Origin of the sequence: Hallella faecis (genome assembly GCF_018789675.1) — a bacterium.
Classification (GTDB): domain Bacteria; phylum Bacteroidota; class Bacteroidia; order Bacteroidales; family Bacteroidaceae; genus Prevotella; species Prevotella faecis.
Genome location: NZ_JAHKBE010000017.1, coordinates 13,370 through 31,045, shown reverse-complemented (window position 1 = coordinate 31,045; position 17,676 = coordinate 13,370). Strand labels below are relative to the sequence as shown.

At 53.3% G+C, this 17,676-nt stretch carries 16 protein-coding genes; 11 read left to right on the top strand and 5 right to left on the bottom strand.

Features of this window, described 5'->3' with window-relative positions; translation table 11 throughout:
- Positions 1–205: 205 nt before the first annotated feature.
- The 10 genes from KM934_RS05820 to KM934_RS05775 all read left to right on the top strand — a co-directional run bounded on the left by KM934_RS05820 (position 206) and on the right by KM934_RS05775 (position 10,467).
- On the top strand, positions 206–1,312 hold the full coding sequence (locus KM934_RS05820; protein WP_215759702.1) for an Mrp/NBP35 family ATP-binding protein: 1,107 nt from the start codon (positions 206–208) through the stop codon (positions 1,310–1,312).
- A gap of 268 nt (positions 1,313–1,580) precedes the next feature.
- Entirely contained in the window at positions 1,581–2,963 is a 1,383-nt protein-coding gene (locus KM934_RS05815) for an MATE family efflux transporter (RefSeq protein WP_215759679.1), read from the top strand.
- A 14-nt stretch (positions 2,964–2,977) separates the two neighbouring features.
- The gene (locus tag KM934_RS05810; RefSeq protein WP_215759678.1) at positions 2,978–3,601 is read left to right on the top strand and encodes a cytidylate kinase-like family protein; all 624 of its coding nucleotides are present in this window, start codon (positions 2,978–2,980) and stop codon (positions 3,599–3,601) included.
- 19 nt (positions 3,602–3,620) lie between these two features.
- Positions 3,621–4,118: a metallophosphoesterase family protein gene (locus tag KM934_RS05805; protein WP_215759701.1), complete on the top strand. Its 498-nt coding sequence runs from the start codon at positions 3,621–3,623 to the stop codon at positions 4,116–4,118.
- The gene (locus tag KM934_RS05800) at positions 4,119–4,448 is read left to right on the top strand and encodes an RNA polymerase subunit sigma (protein ID WP_215759677.1); all 330 of its coding nucleotides are present in this window, start codon (positions 4,119–4,121) and stop codon (positions 4,446–4,448) included.
- Positions 4,449–4,499: 51 nt separating this feature from the next.
- Positions 4,500–5,681 carry a formate-dependent phosphoribosylglycinamide formyltransferase gene (gene purT, locus KM934_RS05795; protein ID WP_215759676.1) on the top strand — a complete coding sequence of 394 codons (1,182 nt, stop codon included), beginning with the start codon at positions 4,500–4,502 and terminating at the stop codon, positions 5,679–5,681.
- Positions 5,682–5,689: 8 nt separating this feature from the next.
- Positions 5,690–6,097, top strand: coding sequence for a sugar 3,4-ketoisomerase (locus KM934_RS05790; protein WP_215759675.1), 408 nt, complete (start codon positions 5,690–5,692; stop codon positions 6,095–6,097).
- Positions 6,066–7,004 (top strand): GNAT family N-acetyltransferase, encoded by a 939-nt coding sequence (locus KM934_RS05785; RefSeq protein WP_215759674.1) that lies wholly within the window; start codon positions 6,066–6,068, stop codon positions 7,002–7,004. Before KM934_RS05790 ends, KM934_RS05785 begins: the two co-directional genes overlap by 32 nt.
- Before the next feature lie 142 nt (positions 7,005–7,146).
- On the top strand, positions 7,147–8,253 hold the full coding sequence (locus KM934_RS05780) for a DegT/DnrJ/EryC1/StrS family aminotransferase (protein WP_215759700.1): 1,107 nt from the start codon (positions 7,147–7,149) through the stop codon (positions 8,251–8,253).
- Between the two features lie 126 nt (positions 8,254–8,379).
- A complete protein-coding gene (locus tag KM934_RS05775) occupies positions 8,380–10,467 on the top strand; it encodes a DNA topoisomerase 3 (RefSeq protein ID WP_215759673.1) in 2,088 nt (695 codons plus the stop codon).
- A 155-nt stretch (positions 10,468–10,622) separates the two neighbouring features.
- Here the strand turns inward: KM934_RS05775 and KM934_RS05770 are convergent, their stop codons facing one another.
- The 5 genes from KM934_RS05770 to KM934_RS05750 all read right to left on the bottom strand — a co-directional run bounded on the left by KM934_RS05770 (position 10,623) and on the right by KM934_RS05750 (position 16,592).
- Positions 10,623–11,915, bottom strand: coding sequence for an ABC transporter permease (locus tag KM934_RS05770; RefSeq protein ID WP_215759672.1), 1,293 nt, complete (start codon positions 11,913–11,915; stop codon positions 10,623–10,625).
- Positions 11,916–11,918: 3 nt separating this feature from the next.
- Positions 11,919–13,037 carry an ABC transporter permease gene (locus KM934_RS05765; protein WP_215759671.1) on the bottom strand — a complete coding sequence of 373 codons (1,119 nt, stop codon included), beginning with the start codon at positions 13,035–13,037 and terminating at the stop codon, positions 11,919–11,921.
- A 112-nt stretch (positions 13,038–13,149) separates the two neighbouring features.
- On the bottom strand, positions 13,150–14,148 hold the full coding sequence (locus tag KM934_RS05760; protein WP_215759670.1) for an HlyD family secretion protein: 999 nt from the start codon (positions 14,146–14,148) through the stop codon (positions 13,150–13,152).
- A 45-nt stretch (positions 14,149–14,193) separates the two neighbouring features.
- Complete coding sequence (locus KM934_RS05755; protein ID WP_215759669.1) at positions 14,194–15,708, bottom strand: TolC family protein; 1,515 nt, start codon at positions 15,706–15,708, stop codon at positions 14,194–14,196.
- An 11-nt stretch (positions 15,709–15,719) separates the two neighbouring features.
- Positions 15,720–16,592, bottom strand: coding sequence for a hypothetical protein (locus tag KM934_RS05750; protein WP_215759668.1), 873 nt, complete (start codon positions 16,590–16,592; stop codon positions 15,720–15,722).
- A gap of 259 nt (positions 16,593–16,851) precedes the next feature.
- On the opposite strand from KM934_RS05750, the gene KM934_RS05745 reads away from it, so the two are divergent.
- The gene (locus KM934_RS05745) at positions 16,852–17,562 is read left to right on the top strand and encodes a peptidylprolyl isomerase (RefSeq protein ID WP_215759667.1); all 711 of its coding nucleotides are present in this window, start codon (positions 16,852–16,854) and stop codon (positions 17,560–17,562) included.
- The last annotated feature ends 114 nt before the right edge of the window (positions 17,563–17,676 follow it).

Sequence of the window (17,676 nt, the reverse complement as noted above, 5' to 3'; positions counted from 1 at the left end):
CGGTTGACCGCGAAGGTGAAAGATCAGTAGCAAAGTTACTGAAAAATGGTAGAACAGAGGAAGATTCTTCCTTAAAACCATCATTCTCAATAAAAAAAGTAGTAATTTTGCGTAGAAATAGAACCGAGAAACGGTTTGGCCCAACCCACCGATGGGCTGCAAATGGCGTTTCTCCGATGAAATACAAAAACATAATATGACCCAAATGACGATTTATCCCAAGCTGATTACAGATGCATTGGCCACCGTGACCTACCCAGGAACCAAGAAGAACCTGGTGGAAAGCGAGATGGTGGCGGACGACATCCGCATCAATGGCAACAAGGTGAGCTTTACGCTCATATTCCCTCGCGACACCGACCCATTCATCAAGTCGACCATCAAGGCTGCCGAAGCAACCTTGAAGTACAAGTTGGGCGAGGACGTTGAGGTCACCATCTCTACCGAATTTACCAGCGCTAAGCGTCCTGAGCCCGATAAGTTGCTGCCTCAGGTGAAGAATATCATTGCCGTAAGTTCAGGTAAGGGAGGCGTAGGTAAGTCGACCGTGTCAGTGAATCTCGCCATCGCTTTGGCCAAGTTGGGCTACAAGGTGGGATTGCTTGACACCGACATCTTCGGTCCGTCGATACCCAAGATGTTAGGCGTCGAGGGCGAGCGTCCATACGCTGTGGAGAAAGAAGGCCGCCAACTCATTGTCCCCGTTGAGAAATACGGCATCAAACTGCTGTCGATCGGTTTCTTCGTAAACCCCGAAACGGCAACCCTTTGGCGTGGCGGAATGGCTACGTCGGCGCTGAAACAACTTATCGCCGACGCCGATTGGGGCGATCTCGACTATTTTATCCTCGACACCCCTCCTGGCACATCCGATATCCATCTGACCCTGTTGCAGACATTGGCCATCACGGGCGCTGTTATCGTGTCGACCCCGCAGAAGGTGGCGTTGGCCGATGCGCGCAAGGGAATTGACATGTATAAGAACGACAAGGTGAACGTTCCCATCCTTGGTTTGGTTGAGAACATGGCATGGTTTACGCCCGCCGAACTGCCCAATAACAAGTATTACATCTTCGGCAAGGAGGGATGTAAGAACCTGGCCAAGGAAATGGGTTGTCCGTTGCTGGCCCAGATTCCTATCGTTCAGAGCATTTGTGAGGACGGCGACGACGGTCAGCCAGCTGCAACGAAGACCGACACTGCCACTGGTTTGGCGTTTATCAATCTCGCCCAAGCCGTGGTGACAACTGTCAATGTGCGAAACAAGAATCTGCCTAAGACTCATATCGTGCAGATTAAGAACGAAGGCTAATCATCGCAGGGTGGCATAGCCGATACCTACGCATGGCCAATTGGTCCCAAGTGCGTAGGATCAAAAGCATTATGGGTGCCGGGTAAATAACAGGATTTGCGTCCTATGTTATTTGCCCAGCACCTTTTTTCATAGCCTACGCGTCACCCGCTACCTTATAAATAGGTACGCCAAGTGGCTTTATTTTGATTTTTATGGCATATTTGTCGTCACTATCTGTTGCAAAAGTGCACATCTATTCGGATATTTTTGTAACTTTGCGGTAACAATGAACAACGATAACAAGAAAGCTACATTGGAGCTGGGCACCAAGCCCGTAGGCTCCCTTCTGCTGCAATATGCGCTGCCGGCCATCATTGCGATGACCGCCTCGTCACTTTATAACATCATCGACCGCGTATTCATTGGTCAGGTGGTGGGCGCCGAGGCCATTTCCGGCCTCGCCATTACTTTCCCGTTCATGAATCTGGGCGCCGCGTTTGGTGCCGCCGTGGGTGTTGGAGCGTCTACTTCCATTTCGGTGAAGTTGGGACAACGCGACTATCTGACGGCAGAGAATTTGCTTGGCAACACCGTTACGCTCAACCTCATCATTGGTATTGCGTTCAGTTTGGTTTGCCTGTTGTTCCTCAATCCCATCTTGCGTTTCTTTGGAGCCAGTGATGCCACTTTGCCTTACGCACGCGATTTCATGGAGATTATTCTTGCGGGCAACGTGGTGTCGCACATGTATTTCGGCATGAACGCCGTGCTTCGTGCGGCCAGCAAGCCTCGTCAGGCTATGATGGCCACTATCTTTACCGTGGTGATGAACATCTTGCTCGACGTGGTGTTCATCCTTTGGTGGCACTGGGGCATTCGCGGAGCTGCCTTGGCCACAGTGCTTAGTCAGTCGATGGCTTTGTGCTACCAGATGCATTTGTTTACCAACAAGCGTGAGTTGCTCCATCTTAAGCCTGGTATCTATCGCCTGAAGAGCGCCTTGGTGAAAAACATTATAGCCATTGGCGTGTCGCCCTTCCTGATGAATGTGTGTGCCTGCGTGGTGGTTATCTTCGTCAACAACCAGTTGGTGCGCTTGGGTGGCGACATGGCTGTGGGCGGCTATGGCATCGCCAACGCAGTGGCCACGGTGTTCGTCATGTTCGTTTTGGGCTTGAACCAAGGCATGCAGCCCATTGCCGGTTATAACTACGGAGCGCAAAATATGCACCGCGTGCTGCGAGTGCTCAATCTGGCCATTGTCTGCGCCACCTGCATCATGGTGGTGGGCTGGGCGGTGGCCATGTTCCTGCCTCACACCATAGCGCGCCTGTTCACCACTGATAGCCGACTGATTGATATGGCCGTCACTGCCATTCGGTTTGTCCTTTTGGTGTTCCCCGTCATTGGGTTCCAAATGGTGGTAACCAATTTCTTCCAGTGCATAGGCAAGGTTCGCATCAGCATCTTCCTCAGTCTATCGCGGCAATTGCTCATCCTTGTGCCCCTGTTGGGCTTGTTGCCCCTGTTCTTCCAGCTCAATGGCGTGTGGTATGCCATGCCCGCCTCCGATGCGGCGGCCTCGGTCATAGCCTTTTTCGTCATGGCCAATTACATTGGAAAACTCAAGGCCCAGGTGAAGGAGCGTCAAACAACACTTACCCATTGAAAACATTTCGTGATATGAACGATAAGAAAATCATCATCAACGTTGGCCGCCAGATAGGCTCGGGAGGCCGCATCGTGGCACAGCAGTTGGCCAAAGACTTCGGCTGCAAGTTCTACGACAAGGAGCTCCTCAACCTTGCCGCCAAGGAGAGTGGCTTTAGCGAGAAGTTCTTTGAGCAGAACGACGAGCAGAAGGGCTTCCTCAAGAACCTCTTCCATGTGCACGTCCCTCTCTTGGGAACCAGCGATTTCTATAAGAACGACTTCTCACAAGAGAGCCTTTACCAGTTCCAGAGCGACGCTATCCGTAAGGCTGCCAGTGAGGGCAGTTGTGTGTTTGTGGGTCGCACTGCCGACTATGTGCTGCGAGATGAGCCCAATATGGTGTCGGTGTTCATCACGGCCAATATCGACCAGCGCATTCAGCGTGTGTGTAAGCGCCACGGTTTTGACCGAGCCACGGCCCGCAAGTATATCCGCAACCATGAGGAAGAGCGCGCCTCGTATTACAATTATTACACCGGTAAGCAGTGGGGCCACAGTGAGAGCTACGATCTCTGCATCAACTCATCGCTTCTTGGCATTGAGGAGACGGAACAGTTTATAGCTGAGTTTATCCGCAAGCGCTTCGGATTGTAAGAGGACAAAGGAGGAAAAAATCATGAAGATTGGCATCATATCGGACACCCACGGCTTTTGGGACGACAAATACGCCACCTACCTCGGCGAGTGCGATGAGGTGTGGCATGCTGGCGACATTGGCAGTATGGAGGTGGCCGATAGGTTTGAGGCCTTGGGACCTCGCTTCCGCGCTGTTTATGGCAACATCGACGATTACGACATGCGGTCGCGCTATTGTGAGCTGTTGCGTTTTGAGGCAGGCGGTGTCGATGTGCTGATGAAGCATATTGGCGGTTACCCCGGCCATTACGACCGCTCGGTGGAGCGCATCATGCGCACAAGGCCGCCTCGGTTGTTTGTCTCCGGACACTCGCACATCCTCAAGATCATGCCCGACAAGCAGTTGGGCCTGCTTCATGTCAACCCTGGAGCCGCTGGGCATGCGGGCTGGCAAAAAGAACGAACGTTGGTGAGGCTGACCATAGAGCATGCTACCTTTACCGATTGTGAAGTGATAACCTTGGGAGTAAGATAAATGGACAAATACGCAAAACAGCTGAACGATTACCTCGAGCTGATGAGTCGGTCGACGCTTCTCGTAGATGATGGCGACCGCCGCAACATGAAGGTGCTGCTCACCATGCTCGGACCTATCGATGAGCAGATCATCGAGGCGCGTTATGGTCTGTTTGGCCAAGAGCGCATGCCTATCGACGACATTGCTCGCCGTTACCGACTTGCCGCAGAGAACCTCGTTGATATCATAGAGAAAGACTTGCGGCGGTTGGCCATCACGCCCGAGTGGCAGATGTTGCTCAGGCGTTTCAGTCCGTTGGTCAGGAGCCGGTTGGGACTGGAGCCCTGACATTACTGACAACGGTTAACAAGAGTTTGAAACAACTAAATATAGGGATCGATGAAAAAGATATTGTTGCTTGGCTCAGGCGAACTGGGCAAGGAGTTTACGATTGCCGCCAAACGGGCTGGCCAGTATGTCATTGCTTGCGACCGTTACGATGAGGCGCCAGCCATGCAGGTTGCCGACGAGCGCGAGATTTTCTCCATGCTCGACGGTGATGCGTTGACTGCCGTTGTGGAGAAGCACCATCCCGACATCATTGTGCCGGAGATTGAGGCCATCCGTACCGAACGTCTCTTCGACTTTGAGCGCGAAGGCATTCAAGTGGTTCCGTCGGCCCGCGCCGTGAACTACACCATGAACCGCCGCGCCATTCGCGACCTTGCCGCCCAGCAGTTGGGACTGCGCACGGCTAAGTATTTCTATGCCAAGACGTTTGATGAGTTTAAGCGTGCTGCCGACGAGATCGGATTCCCCTGTGTGGTGAAGCCCCTGATGTCGTCGTCGGGTCACGGACAAAGCTATGTCCATAACGACGACGAGTTGCGCGAAGCCTTCCGCGAGGCCATGGAAGATGGCCGTGGCGATGTGAAGGAAGTTATCATCGAGGAATTTATCGACTTCGATTCGGAGTTCACCCTGCTCACCGTAACCCAGAAAAACGGTCCCACGCTCTTCTGCCCGCCCATTGGTCATGTGCAGAAGGGTGGCGACTACCGCGAGAGTTGGATGCCTTACGCCATTCCTGAGGAGTCGTTGCGCCAGGCCGAGCATATCGCAGCCGAGGTAACTGCCGCCCTGACCGGTTATGGCCTGTGGGGTGTGGAGTTCTTCCTCACCAAGCAGGGCGAGGTAATCTTCTCTGAGTTGAGTCCGCGTCCCCACGATACCGGTATGGTGACCTTGAGCCACTGCACCAACCTCAGCGAGTTTGAACTTCATTTCCGCGCTGTCATGGGTTTGCCCATCCCCGCCATCCATTTGGAGCACAGTGGCGCGTCGGCCGTTATCCTCTCGCCTGTTGAGAGTCACGAGCCATTGGACTACAACCTGCTCGACGTGTGTTCCGAGGACCGTTCACGCGTTCGCATCTTTGGCAAGAAGGATGCCCACGTGGGTCGCCGCATGGGTGTGGTGATCTGCTACGATGAGGTGGGTTGCGATATCAATGCCCTGCGCGATAAGGCCAAGCGTTTGGCCAAGACGGTGTTGGGCACCGATCCTTACATGAAAAAATAATCATTCACATGGAAAAGACAATGGGGCGTGTTATCGACCTGCCCAAAATCGTGGATCCACGGGGCAATCTTACCGTGGCAGAGCAGATGAAGTCGGTTCCCTTCGAGATCAGAAGGGTTTATTGGACGTATGATGTGCCGTCGGGAGAGCATCGTGGTGGTCACGCCCATCGCCATTGTCGTGAGTTCATTGTTGCCGTGAGCGGATCGTTCACCGTAACGCTCGACAACGGGCACGACAGGCACTCGTTTCTCTTGAACCATCCCTATCAGGGCCTTTTGGTGGAAACGGGTGTCTGGCGCACGCTCGAAGATTTCTCCTCGGGTGCTGTATGCCTCGTGCTGGCTGAGGACCTCTTTGAGGAAGCCGACTATATTCGTGACTATGATGACTATCTGCAAGTATACGCCCGATAAGGCTGCATTGTGGGATGAGTTTGTTGGCCGCAGCCGACAAGGCACATTCCTCTTTGAGCGAGCTTACATGGACTATCACCAGGACCGCTTTGCCGACCACTCGTTGATGGTTTATCGCAAGGCCCGTCTGTTTGCTTTGTTGCCCGCAAACGCAACCGATGGTGTGTTGTGGAGCCATCAGGGGTTGACCTATGGTGGATTGCTCACAGGACCAGAAGCCACGGTGGAGGATGTGTGTGACGCCTTTCGATCCATCAACGCTTACCTCCGGCAAGTGGGAATAACGCGTGTGGTTTACAAGGCCATGCCGTGGATTTACCATCGTTTGCCTGCCGAGGAGGACCTATATGCGCTGACCAATGTTTGTGGCGCGCAACTCATGGCGCGCCATATCTCGTCGACCCTCATCGCCAACCATAGGTTGCGGTTCATCGAGTCGCGTCGCGGCGGCATACGCAAAGCTCTCAGACAGGGCGTGTTGGTGCGCGAGAGCGATGATTTGGAGGCCTTTTGGAATATTCTCGACAACAATCTCGAGCATAAATATGGGGCACGCCCTGTTCACTCGTTGGCTGAATTGCAACTGTTGAAGAAGCGTTTCCCCGCGCAGATCCGGCTCTTCATGGCCTACCGTGGGAGTGAAGCCTTGGGCGGAACACTCATCTATGAAACACCCCAGGTTGTGCATACGCAGTATATTTCGGCCTCACCCGAGGGCAAGGCATGTGGTGCGCTCGATCTGCTTTTCGACGAACTGCTGAATAAGGTGTATCTTCAAACGCCGTTTTTCGACTTTGGCAAGTCGAGCAATGGTGACGGGCACGATCTCAATGAGGCGCTTATCTTCCAGAAGGAAGGTTTCGGTGGTCGTGGCGTGTGTTACGACTGGTATAGCTATCTGCTCTGACCTGCGCCTTGCCGAATGCCAGTGGAATATAGTACGGGCATTGGCGGAATCCTTTAATAAGTAATTATCAATCATAACACAGAAAGCTGTGAACATACCCTATCTTTCCCTTCAACAAGTCAACCGGCCGCATCTCGAGGAGATGGAGCGTGCGGTGGCGGATGTCATGGCGAGTGGCTGGTTTCTCAAAGGTGAGGCTACGCGCCTGTTTGAGACCGACTACGCCCAGTATATTGGCACGCGCCATTGCGTGGCTTGTGGCAATGGGCTTGATGCCCTGACCCTCATCTTCCGTGCCTACAAGGAAATGGGAGCGATGAAAGAGGGCGATGAGGTGATTGTTCCGGCCAATACGTATATCGCATCCATCCTTTCGATCACCGAGAATCAACTGACGCCCGTGTTGGTGGAACCAAGAATGGATACGTTGCAAATCGACGACACACTCATAGAGCAGGCCATTACGCCGCGTACACGAGCCATCCTCTTGGTCCACTTGTACGGCCGATGCGCTTACAGCTCGACGATTGAGCGGTTGTGTGAGAAGCATCATTTGAAGTTGGTTGAGGACAATGCGCAAGCCCATGGATGCCGTTATGAGGAAGACGGACCGGCTCGTCACACAGGATCCTTGGGCCATGCTGCCGCCCACAGCTTCTATCCGGGCAAGAACCTGGGTGCCTTGGGCGATGCGGGCGCCGTTACTACCGACGATGATGCGTTGGCCGAACTGGTTCGGGCCTTGGGCAACTATGGGTCGTCGCGTAAGTATGTGTTCCCCTACAAGGGACGCAATTCGCGCATGGATGAATTGCAGGCCGCAGCGCTCCGGGTCAAGTTGAAGTATCTCGACCAAGAGAACGAGCGTCGTAGGGCGATAGCCGATGTTTATTACAGACATATCGACAATCCCCATGTCATACTTCCAGGAAGGGAAACGTGGCTTAGTGGTACCTCCCATGAGGAGGTTCGGTGGGCCAATGTGTTCCATATCTTCCCCGTGTTGTCGCCCCATCGCGATGCGCTCCAGCAATATCTCAAGAGCAATGGGGTGGGAACGATGATCCATTACCCCATTCCCCCGCATCAGCAACAGTGTTACGCCGAATGGAACGAACGCTCGTTGTCCCTCACGGAGGAAATCCATCAGCAGGAGTTAAGCTTGCCATGCAACCAATCCATGACCGATGAGGAGGTGGAATATGTGGTGAATTGTGTCAACGCCTTTGTGCCCGAAACGACGGTATGACGAAGGCTTGGTCGACGCTTAACCGCATTTTGTAAGCGTTGCGAGTATAACTATCCGCCGCAGAACTTCATGCTTGTTGTTGCAGAGGCCATGAGGCTGGATGATAAAACAAAGAAATAAGAACAGATGATCGTTTGTATCGCAGAGAAACCGAGCGTCGCTCGTGACATTGCGCGCATACTTGGAGCCACCGCTCAGCGCGATGGATATATGGAAGGCAACGGCTATCAGGTGACCTGGACGTTTGGTCACCTGTGTGAGTTGAAGGAGCCCAACGACTATTTGGTCAACTGGCGCTTCTGGACGTTGGCTGCCTTGCCAATGATTCCGCAACGCTTTGGCATCAAGCTCATCCCCGACAGGGGCATAGAAAAGCAGTTTGAAACCATTGCCAAGCTCTATGCCGAGGCCGATGAGATCATCAACTGTGGTGATGCTGGCCAGGAGGGAGAGCTGATACAGCGATGGGTGATGCAACTGGCCAAGGTGAAATGTCCCGTGAAACGCCTTTGGATTTCCTCCATGACCGACGAGGCCATCAAGGAAGGATTTGCCAATCTCAAGGACCAAGCACAATATGAGAGTCTCTATCTGGCAGGATTGAGCCGCGCTGTGGGCGACTGGTTGTTGGGCATGAACTGCACTCGGCTTTACACGTTGATGTATCGGCAACAGCGCGGACAGGTGTTGTCTATTGGCAGGGTGCAGACGCCTACGTTGGCGCTCATCGTGCAGCGTCAGAAGGAGATCGACCATTTCAAGCCCGAGCCCTACTGGGTGTTGTCCACCATTTATCGCGACACGCTTTTTACCGCCATGTCGGGCAAGTTCCTGTCTGAGGAAGAGGGTAAGAACGCCTTCTCGCTCATCGAGGGCAAGCCCTTTGTCATTACCGACGTGAAGAAGAAACAGGGCAAGGAGCCCCCCAAGCAGTTGTACGACCTCACTTCGTTGCAGGTCGACCTCAATAGGAAATATGGTTTCTCCTCACAGTTGTCGCTCAACCTGATACAAGGTCTTTACGAAAAGAAACTCACCACCTATCCCCGTGTCGACACGCAATATTTGTCCGACGACATCTATCCCAAGTGTCCGGGCATCCTCAATGGCGTGAGCCAGTACATGGTGGCGGGAACGAAACCGTATCTTGCCATCATACAAAACCTGGCGGCCATGGGTAAAAAACTGCCCAAGTCGAAGCGTGTGTTCGACACTTCGAAGGTAACCGATCACCACGCCATCATCCCCACGGGTGTCGTTCCGTCGGGTCTTACCGATATGGAGCAGAAAGTTTACGACCTGATAGCGAGACGCTTTGTGGCCGCGTTCTATCCCGATTGCTTGTTCTCCACTACCACAGTCAATGGTGAGGTCGATAACGTAGGGTTCAAGGCGTCGGGCAAGGAGATCCTTCAGCCCGGCTGGCGCGATGTTTATTCGAAGGAGGAACAGACGGTCTATGAGAGTCCGAAGGCTGATGCCGAGGAGAAAACGTTGCCCACTTTCAATAAGGGAGAATCGGGTGAGCACCAGCCTACGCTCACCCAAAAGATGACAATCCCGCCCAAGCATTACACCGAGGCGTCGCTCTTGCGTGCCATGGAAACAGCAGGCAAACTGGTCGACGATGAGGAGTTGTCGGCTGCCATGAAGGAGAACGGCATCGGGCGGCCATCGTCGCGCGCTGGTATCATCGAGACGCTGTTTAAGCGCCATTACATACGTCGTGAGCGAAAGAATCTTGTGGCGACGCCAACAGGCATCCAACTCATCGACACCATACACGAAAAGCTGTTGACCAGCGTTGAGTTGACGGGAATGTGGGAGAAGAAGTTGCGCGACATCGAGCACCACAAGTACGATGCTGCAACGTTTATCAATGAGTTGAAGGAGCAAGTGTCACGAATCGTGACGGATGTGTTGCACGACAATTCGGGGCGTAGCATTGAGAGTGGAGACACTCCTTCCGCACCGAAACCCAAGGGTCCTTCGTCGGCTGCGGGCGAAAAGTCGAAATCGGCTTCGCCCAAAAAGCGAAAGAGCACCGCGAAGAAGGCGTCGGTGAAGGAACAAGTGGAAGCGCAGCGGCAGGCTGTTCCCCAAGAGGGTGCTGAGTGTCCCGAATGCCATCAGGGACATATCATCAAAGGCAAAACGGCGTACGGTTGCTCCCGCTGGAAGGAAGGTTGCACGTTCAGGGTGCCATTCGCCTAATCTGTGGCATTAAGCAATAAGCCTTAGGCTATCCATGGTGATAGTCTAAGGCTTAAATTGTAATAGCCTACCGCATCTTTCTTGATGCCTATAGGCGCTCGTTGTTTCGTTTGTCATTCCAACCGCCCATTGCCGGTCTAATGACCGATTGGGGTTTATGAGTCCTTCTGCGTATCGATGTCGCTCCCTGCTCCCTTTAGTTGCTTCGCTGTTTCGGCCATTTCCTTCAGTCGCTGCATGTGGTTAAAGGCGCGACGGCGTGTAGAGATGATCTGATATCGGTAAACCACGCATGTCGCAAAGAAGTAAACCAGCACCTGAATCCATAAGGCTTGGTATTCGGTCTGTATGTCTTGAAGGGTTGCGCCCATTGAGGAGATGCGCATGAAACCACGCACACCGAATGTGGAGGGGATGATGGTTGCCACGCCTTGCCAGAAGCCAGGTATGTTCGATTGTGGCCAACTCAGTCCGGTCATGAACAGGAAGGGCACAGAAGAGAACACCACTAATAGCATCACATTCTCGCGATAGCGCACCAGGCACGAGAGCATCATGCCGAAGAACGTGCAGGCAAGGATGTAAGGCACCATCAAGCCGATAATGGCCTGGGCTGAAACCAACGAGGTGAAATGGTAAAGATGGGGTATGACGAGTGCCAAGTAAGCGCCCATCACCATGTAAATCATGAAGTAACACAAAGATTTGCCCAGCACAATGCGGAATATTCCGTTGTAATGCTTGGAGATAGGCACCAGGTCTTTGAAGCGGTTGTTCTCGCGAGCGGTGCCCGCTGCCAGTCCTATGCCGAGCAGCAAGGTTTGTTGGAGGATAAGCATCAGCACGCCAGGGAGGATGGCGTTGCCGTAGCCGCCTGTGGTGTTGAAGATCGGAACCTCGTCGAAATCAAGTGGCTTGGTTGTTATCTCGTTATCGCGCTTTGTGTAATCGGTGCTTTGTGCAATTTGTATTTGTGCGTTCATGTCCGACGCCACGACTTGTGCCGTTTGGTAGATGGCCTTGTAGGTAAGCATCAGGCTCATGTCGCAATACACGCCCACCTTCGTTTGCTCCCCGCGATAGAGACGGCGCTCAAAGTCCTCGGGGAAGTAAAGCGTGCCATGCACCTGTTGCTTCGCGGTGAGATCCTTGGCCTCTTCCAGTGAGGTGCAATAGTAAGCCACTTTCGTGTCGGGCGAAGCGTCAAACTTTCTTATGTATTCGCGTGAGGCATTCGTGTGCGATTGGTCCACAATGGCCACGGGCACCTCGCGCACCACCTCATTGTTGTAAATCCATGAATAAAGCAGCGGATAGAGCAAAGGTACCAACACGCAGAAGATGAGCACACCCTCGTCGGTGATGGTGCCACGCATCTCACGCACGCAGATATAGCAAGTGTCGAGGATGCCCTCCTTAATCCTATGAAGCAGACTGTTGTTTTCCATGCCTTAAGGTATGTAAGTGTAAATAAGCATCGCCCTTTTTATGTTCCAAACCGTGAATATCGGGAGGATGATAAAGACGCAGAGGGCCATGATGTTGAACCATGAGTCGACGAGTGGGAACCCGTTGAAGATGCTCATTTGGTAAATCATGTAGTAATGGCGCAAGGGGAACATCTGTGCGATCGACTGTATGGCTGAGTCCATGGCGAACAAGGGATAGGTGGCGCCGCATACCGACAAGCTAACCACCGACCAAAGAGAACAGGTCGACATCGACATTCGGAGCGAGGGCATCAGGCCAAAGGCGAACGCGCCGAAGCCCTGGCATGCCAGCACCGAGAGTAAACCCAACAGCAAGATGGGAACGATGCCGCCCGGATGGGGGAACCCGAGATGGTAGTAAACGTAGAACTCAAACCCGTACATCATCGTTAGGAATAGCACGGTCTGCGGCAGAAGCTTGCCGATGAGTGCGATGTAGGGGTTGCCGCCTGCCATCTTGATCCATTGGCGCGAACGACGAAACTTCAGTTCGGTGCCGATGGAGTAGGGCGTCAGCAAGAAAATGAAGATCATCAGCACACCTGGAACCATGGTGGTGCTGAGGTAAACGTTATAGTTGACCCATGGATTGTTGATCATGTGAAGGTCAACGGCGATGGGTTGCAAGAAGGTACGTATCTCGTTTTCGGTCTTTCCGATGGCCGATAGCTTTGTCATGCCCACTCCTGCTGACCCTAAGGTGGAGATTGTTTTCAAGTCACGATAGAGCAAGGAACCTGACACCAGCGACACGCTGCTGTAGTAAAACGAAATTTTAGGTTGCTTGTCCGACATCAATCCTGTCGTGGTGCCTTTGGGGATGAGCAGGAACGCGTAGATCTGGTTGCGTTGTATGGCTTCGCGCGCCTCGTTCATGTTTGGGTAATGTGCCACCACATGCGTGGTCTGAAAGGCGTCGAGCTGACGGATGAGCTGTCTTGACGTGGCGGTGTTGTCCTGATCCACTACGCCGACGGGCATTTCCACCGGCTGTCCTTCGTTCATGAGCGAGGTGAAGAACAAGATGACGACCATTGGGAAGAAGATGGTGCAGAAAGCATAAATGGGATTCTTGCGCATAATGCCCACCTCTCGATAGGCAATGTGCAAGATGCATCCAATCGTCTCCTTGATCGAAACGTTGCGTGAATGTCTGTGGTATGATTTGTTGCCAGCCAATGTTCTGTCCCTATTACTTTAAGTCCTTTTTCTTCACGATGAGCGACATGCCAGGACGCAAGCCCTCGAATTTGTCGGCGAAATGGGCTTTCACCTCAAACGTCTTCAGGTCATACTGGCCCATGCTCTTGGTGGCTTTCCACACGGCATAGGCTCCCTCGTCCTTGATGGAATATACCTTCATCTTCACATCCTTGTTGAAGGCGGGAGAGAAAGCGGTGAACGTGTCGCCCACCTTCAGGCCGTTGAGCAGATCCTCGCGCACGTTGAATGTTCCCCACATATCGCTCATGATAGATATGCTCATGATGGGCGAACCCATCCCCACCAGTTCTCCCACCTTGGGATAGATGGTGCTGACCTCACCTTCAACGTTCGATACCTGTACGGTCTCGCGCAACACCGACTTAACCACGTCGACAGCGTTCTTGGCCGCTTCCGCGTTCTTCTTGGCGGCTTCCTTTTCTTGGGTGCGCGCTCCGTTGCATGCCATGTCGTATTGGCTTTGTGCCACCTTCACCTGTGCCTCCGTTGCTTTGTAGGCGGCAAACGCCTCGTCGCGTTTCTGTGCGCTGATCACACCCTCGTTGAAGAGGTTTTGCATGCGGACATAGGTTTTGTGAGTGATTTCCGCAGCCGCCTTGGCTTGTTGCAACAGTTGGTAGGCGCCCTGCACCTGCTCCTTGCGCGCTCCGGCATCGGTCAGGCTGCTCAAGGCTTGCGTGGCGCCCTCGGTGGCCTCCATCACCTTTTGCTGCGCGTTGGCCTCCGGCACGTCGAGGATGGCCAGCGTGTCGCCCACATGGACGTAGTCGCCCTCCTTGACACGAAGTTCCACAACGCGCCCGGGCAGTTTGCAACTGACGCGGAACTCGGAAACTTCCACTTCGCCCTGTATGATTTCTTCGGTCTTTCCTAACGTGAAGAAGCCAATCAAACCTACCACAACTACCGCTGTGGTAAAGCCGAGAATGGCAAGAAGAATATTGTTATGTTGTGTTTTTGCTGACATAAATGTTTGGTTTGTTCTTATTCGGTTTGTGTGAGTGATCGTATGTTATTCCAATAAGCCCAATGCCTTTTGCAGGTTCACCTGACTTAGTTTCATGTCCACTTCGGCGTCGATCTTTTGGCTTTGTGCCTGTTGCCACGCTGTTTGTGCGGCCAGCACATCTGTCGATTCCATGACACCCTCTCTGAATCCCACCTGTGCGCATCGCAGGTTCTCTTCAGCGCTCTTGATGTTTTTCTCAGCCATCGACAGTCGCTTATAGGCTTCTTTCACCTTGTATCGGCTTTGCGCCACTTGGAGGTGTATCTTCTCCTGCGTGTCAGACAGGTCCATCTGTGCCATGGCGGTGGCAGCCTTCGACGCATTCACTTTGTATTTGCCCTCAAACCAGTTCCATACGGGCACCTGAACCATCACGCCAATGTTGAACGCTCCGGAGAAGTTGCGTTGGAATCCGTTATAGAGGTTGGGGTTCGAGAGCATGTATCCCGCTGTGAGGGCTATGTGTGGCAGATAGGCCGAACGCACCAGCTTGGTGGCTTGCTGGCTCATCTCCACTGCGTTTTGCAGCAGTCGGACCTCCGGGCGGGTCGACAGGGTGGAGTCGGTGGGTTGCGAGAGATCGCAGGTGGCCACGCTGAGTTGCTCCTTGTCCTCATCGGCCAATAGCACCTCCTCGTCCATGGGCAGTCCGCAAAGCTGGCAGAGCAGCATGCGCGCCAATGAGAGGCCATCCTCCACTTGTGTGATCTGCATGTCGGCCTCGTTCACCTTCACATCCACTTTCAGTCCGTCGGCGCGTGTGGCCACGCCTTCTTTGATCATTCGGTGCACATCGTCGTCGAGCTTCTTCACCAAGTTGCGGTAGCTGACAGCCAACTTTTGCTTCTGCTTCAGCGACACCACCGTCCAATACGTCTGGTCGATGGTGTAGAGCGTGGCCTGCCTTTTCATGTCGAGGTCGTTGTCGGCCATGCTTTCTGTGATGTCGGCCATGCGGTTGGCAGCGGTGATGGCACCACCCAGATAAACCGGTTGGCGCAGCATGATGGCGCCACCAAACACATGTTGGGTCTTCGTTTGCAGCGCGTCGACCACCTCCTTGCCGAGCGCGTTGCCAAAGGCGCTGGCATATTGGCTGATGGGACCATTGCCCATTTGCTGCAACAGGGTACCCAACTGCTGGGCCTGATCGGGCGTGATGACACCCTGCGTCACCAGGTCGGTGATGCTTCCCGATATGCTCCCCGACAGGTCGCCCGTTATCTTGTTCACGGTGCCTGTGCCGATGTTGCTCAAGGTCGTTTTCTGCGATTTGCTCAGCAGGTTGATGTCGCGGCTGCTGAACTGGTAGCCGGCCACCACGTCGACCTTGGGCAGTGCCTTGGTGCGTGTGGCTTTGCGTGTGTTGACGGCCACCTCCTTGCTCAACCGCGACACGTTGACCTGCTTGTTGTTGCGCAAGGCCAACGCGCGGCAACTGTCAAGGTTCAAGACCCGTTGGCCCTGAACCGTGATGGAGCAGCCTATCAAACAAATGATGAAAGCGAACTTTCTCATATTACTTCTTTTTAATCAAGCGTGAAGCTCTTGCTGCCGATCATGTTTCCATCGGCGAAGATGCTCACGCGGTAGGTACCACCCTGCAGGGCTTGATTGATGTTATAATATAAGGTCATAGGCGTTTCCTTACCGCCATATTCCACAGTTCTCTTCATGGTGCACTGCAGCGAACGGTTCTCATAGTTGAACGACCCGCCGCCGCCCAGCAATGCGCCCGTCGGCGTGTTCACCCTCACATACACCGTCTTGTTGCCGCTGGCCGCCGTAACGTTCTTGGCCAGTGCGAAGCTCACCTGGAGCGCCTTGGCTTTCTTCAGCTTCTTGGTGGCTTTCTGGTGCTTGTCGAGCTGGGTGAGGTTGATGTTGATGGCATCCAGCTGGGCGGCGATGGCCACCTGCTGCGAGAGGCTCTGCTTCTCCGAGCTCAAACCCTCAATCTGCCTGTTGGCCTGCTCATACTGCCCCTTGATGCGTGTGTTCTCTGCCGTGAGGTTCTGGTTGAGCCTGTTGAGCGAGTCGATCTGGAACACGTAGCTGCGAAGCACGGCTCTCACCGTGGCGAGCTCCTTCTTCAAACGGGCAATCTCCTTGGCGTCGGAGCTCTTGGTCTCCTTCAGCTCCTTCAGCAGGCGCTGTGTGCGCTCCTGCTCTTGTGTCAGTTGGGCCACGATGGAGTCGTTGTTGATCTGCGTCTTCATCTCACTGTATTGGTTGGCAAACTGCTGATACTCGTTTTCCATTTCCTTCTTGTCGAGCGCAGCCAACTCCAGCATGGCTTTGTTCTCTTCCTTCTGCTTGTTCAGGCTGATGTAAAGCCAAGCGGCACCTCCGGCCAGCAACAGGATGACGATCACCAGAGGGATGAGTATTTTCTTATTCATGGTTGTGTATTTTTGTTTGCTTGAATTGTTTACAAATACTTGTTTTTCTTTTTAATACTTATTATATGCAAATTTAATTCTTTTCGACGAATCGGCAAAGAAAACGGTCGGTTCAATGAATGATTCTCTGAAAAATTAATAATTTTGAGGATAATTAGACTATTTTTAATTCTTATTTTGTAATTTTACCCACGTTAACCCGTCTTGCCGTAGGCGTGATAGTCATGCCTTTCGACCGACTAAATACAAAAGCATAGCAATGAAGAAGTTTTTTCTCTTATGGATGTTAGTGTTCGCCCAGTTGCCTTTGTTGGCACAAGTGGACTCGTTGGTGGTGAAGACCGACTCGTCGGCCGTTCGCCATCAGGTGTTGTTGCAAACCTCGAAGGGCGACATTGTGTTGGAACTCTACAATGAGACACCGCTCCACCGCGACAATTTCCTGCGCTTGGTGCGCTCAGGCTATTACGATGGCATCCTGTGGCATCGCGTCATTGCCGACTTCATGATTCAGACGGGCGACTCCACCACACGCCATGCCAAGCCCGGCGTGACGGTGGGCGAGTATGATCTCGACTACCGTTTGCCCGCCGAGATCGTTTATCCTAAGTATTTCCACAAGCGTGGTGTGCTGGCTGCGGCCCGCGAGGGCGATGCCGAGAACCCCGAGCGCAAGTCGTCGGCAGCCCAGTTCTACATCACTTGGGGCTACAATTACAGCAAGTCGGCGCTTGATAAGGTGCAGGCTCGTCTCGACGAAACCACCGGTGGCAAGGTGAAGTTTACCCCCGAGGTGTGCGACGCATACCTGAAGTATGGTGGCACGCCTCACCTCGACGGCCAGTACACGGTGTTTGGCGAGGTGGTGAAAGGTCTGAATGTGGTGCGCGACATCGACTACGTGGAGACCGACGACAACGATCGTCCAGTGTGGGACGTGAAGATACTGAAGGCCACGGTCATCAAATGATCAGGGATGAAAACAGCGAAAGCGCAGGCATCGAATGACGACGCCTGCGCTTTCGCTTTGTCCCCAAAGGGTCATTATACCGATAGGGAGTTGTCTTTGTAGGGTCATGACGCC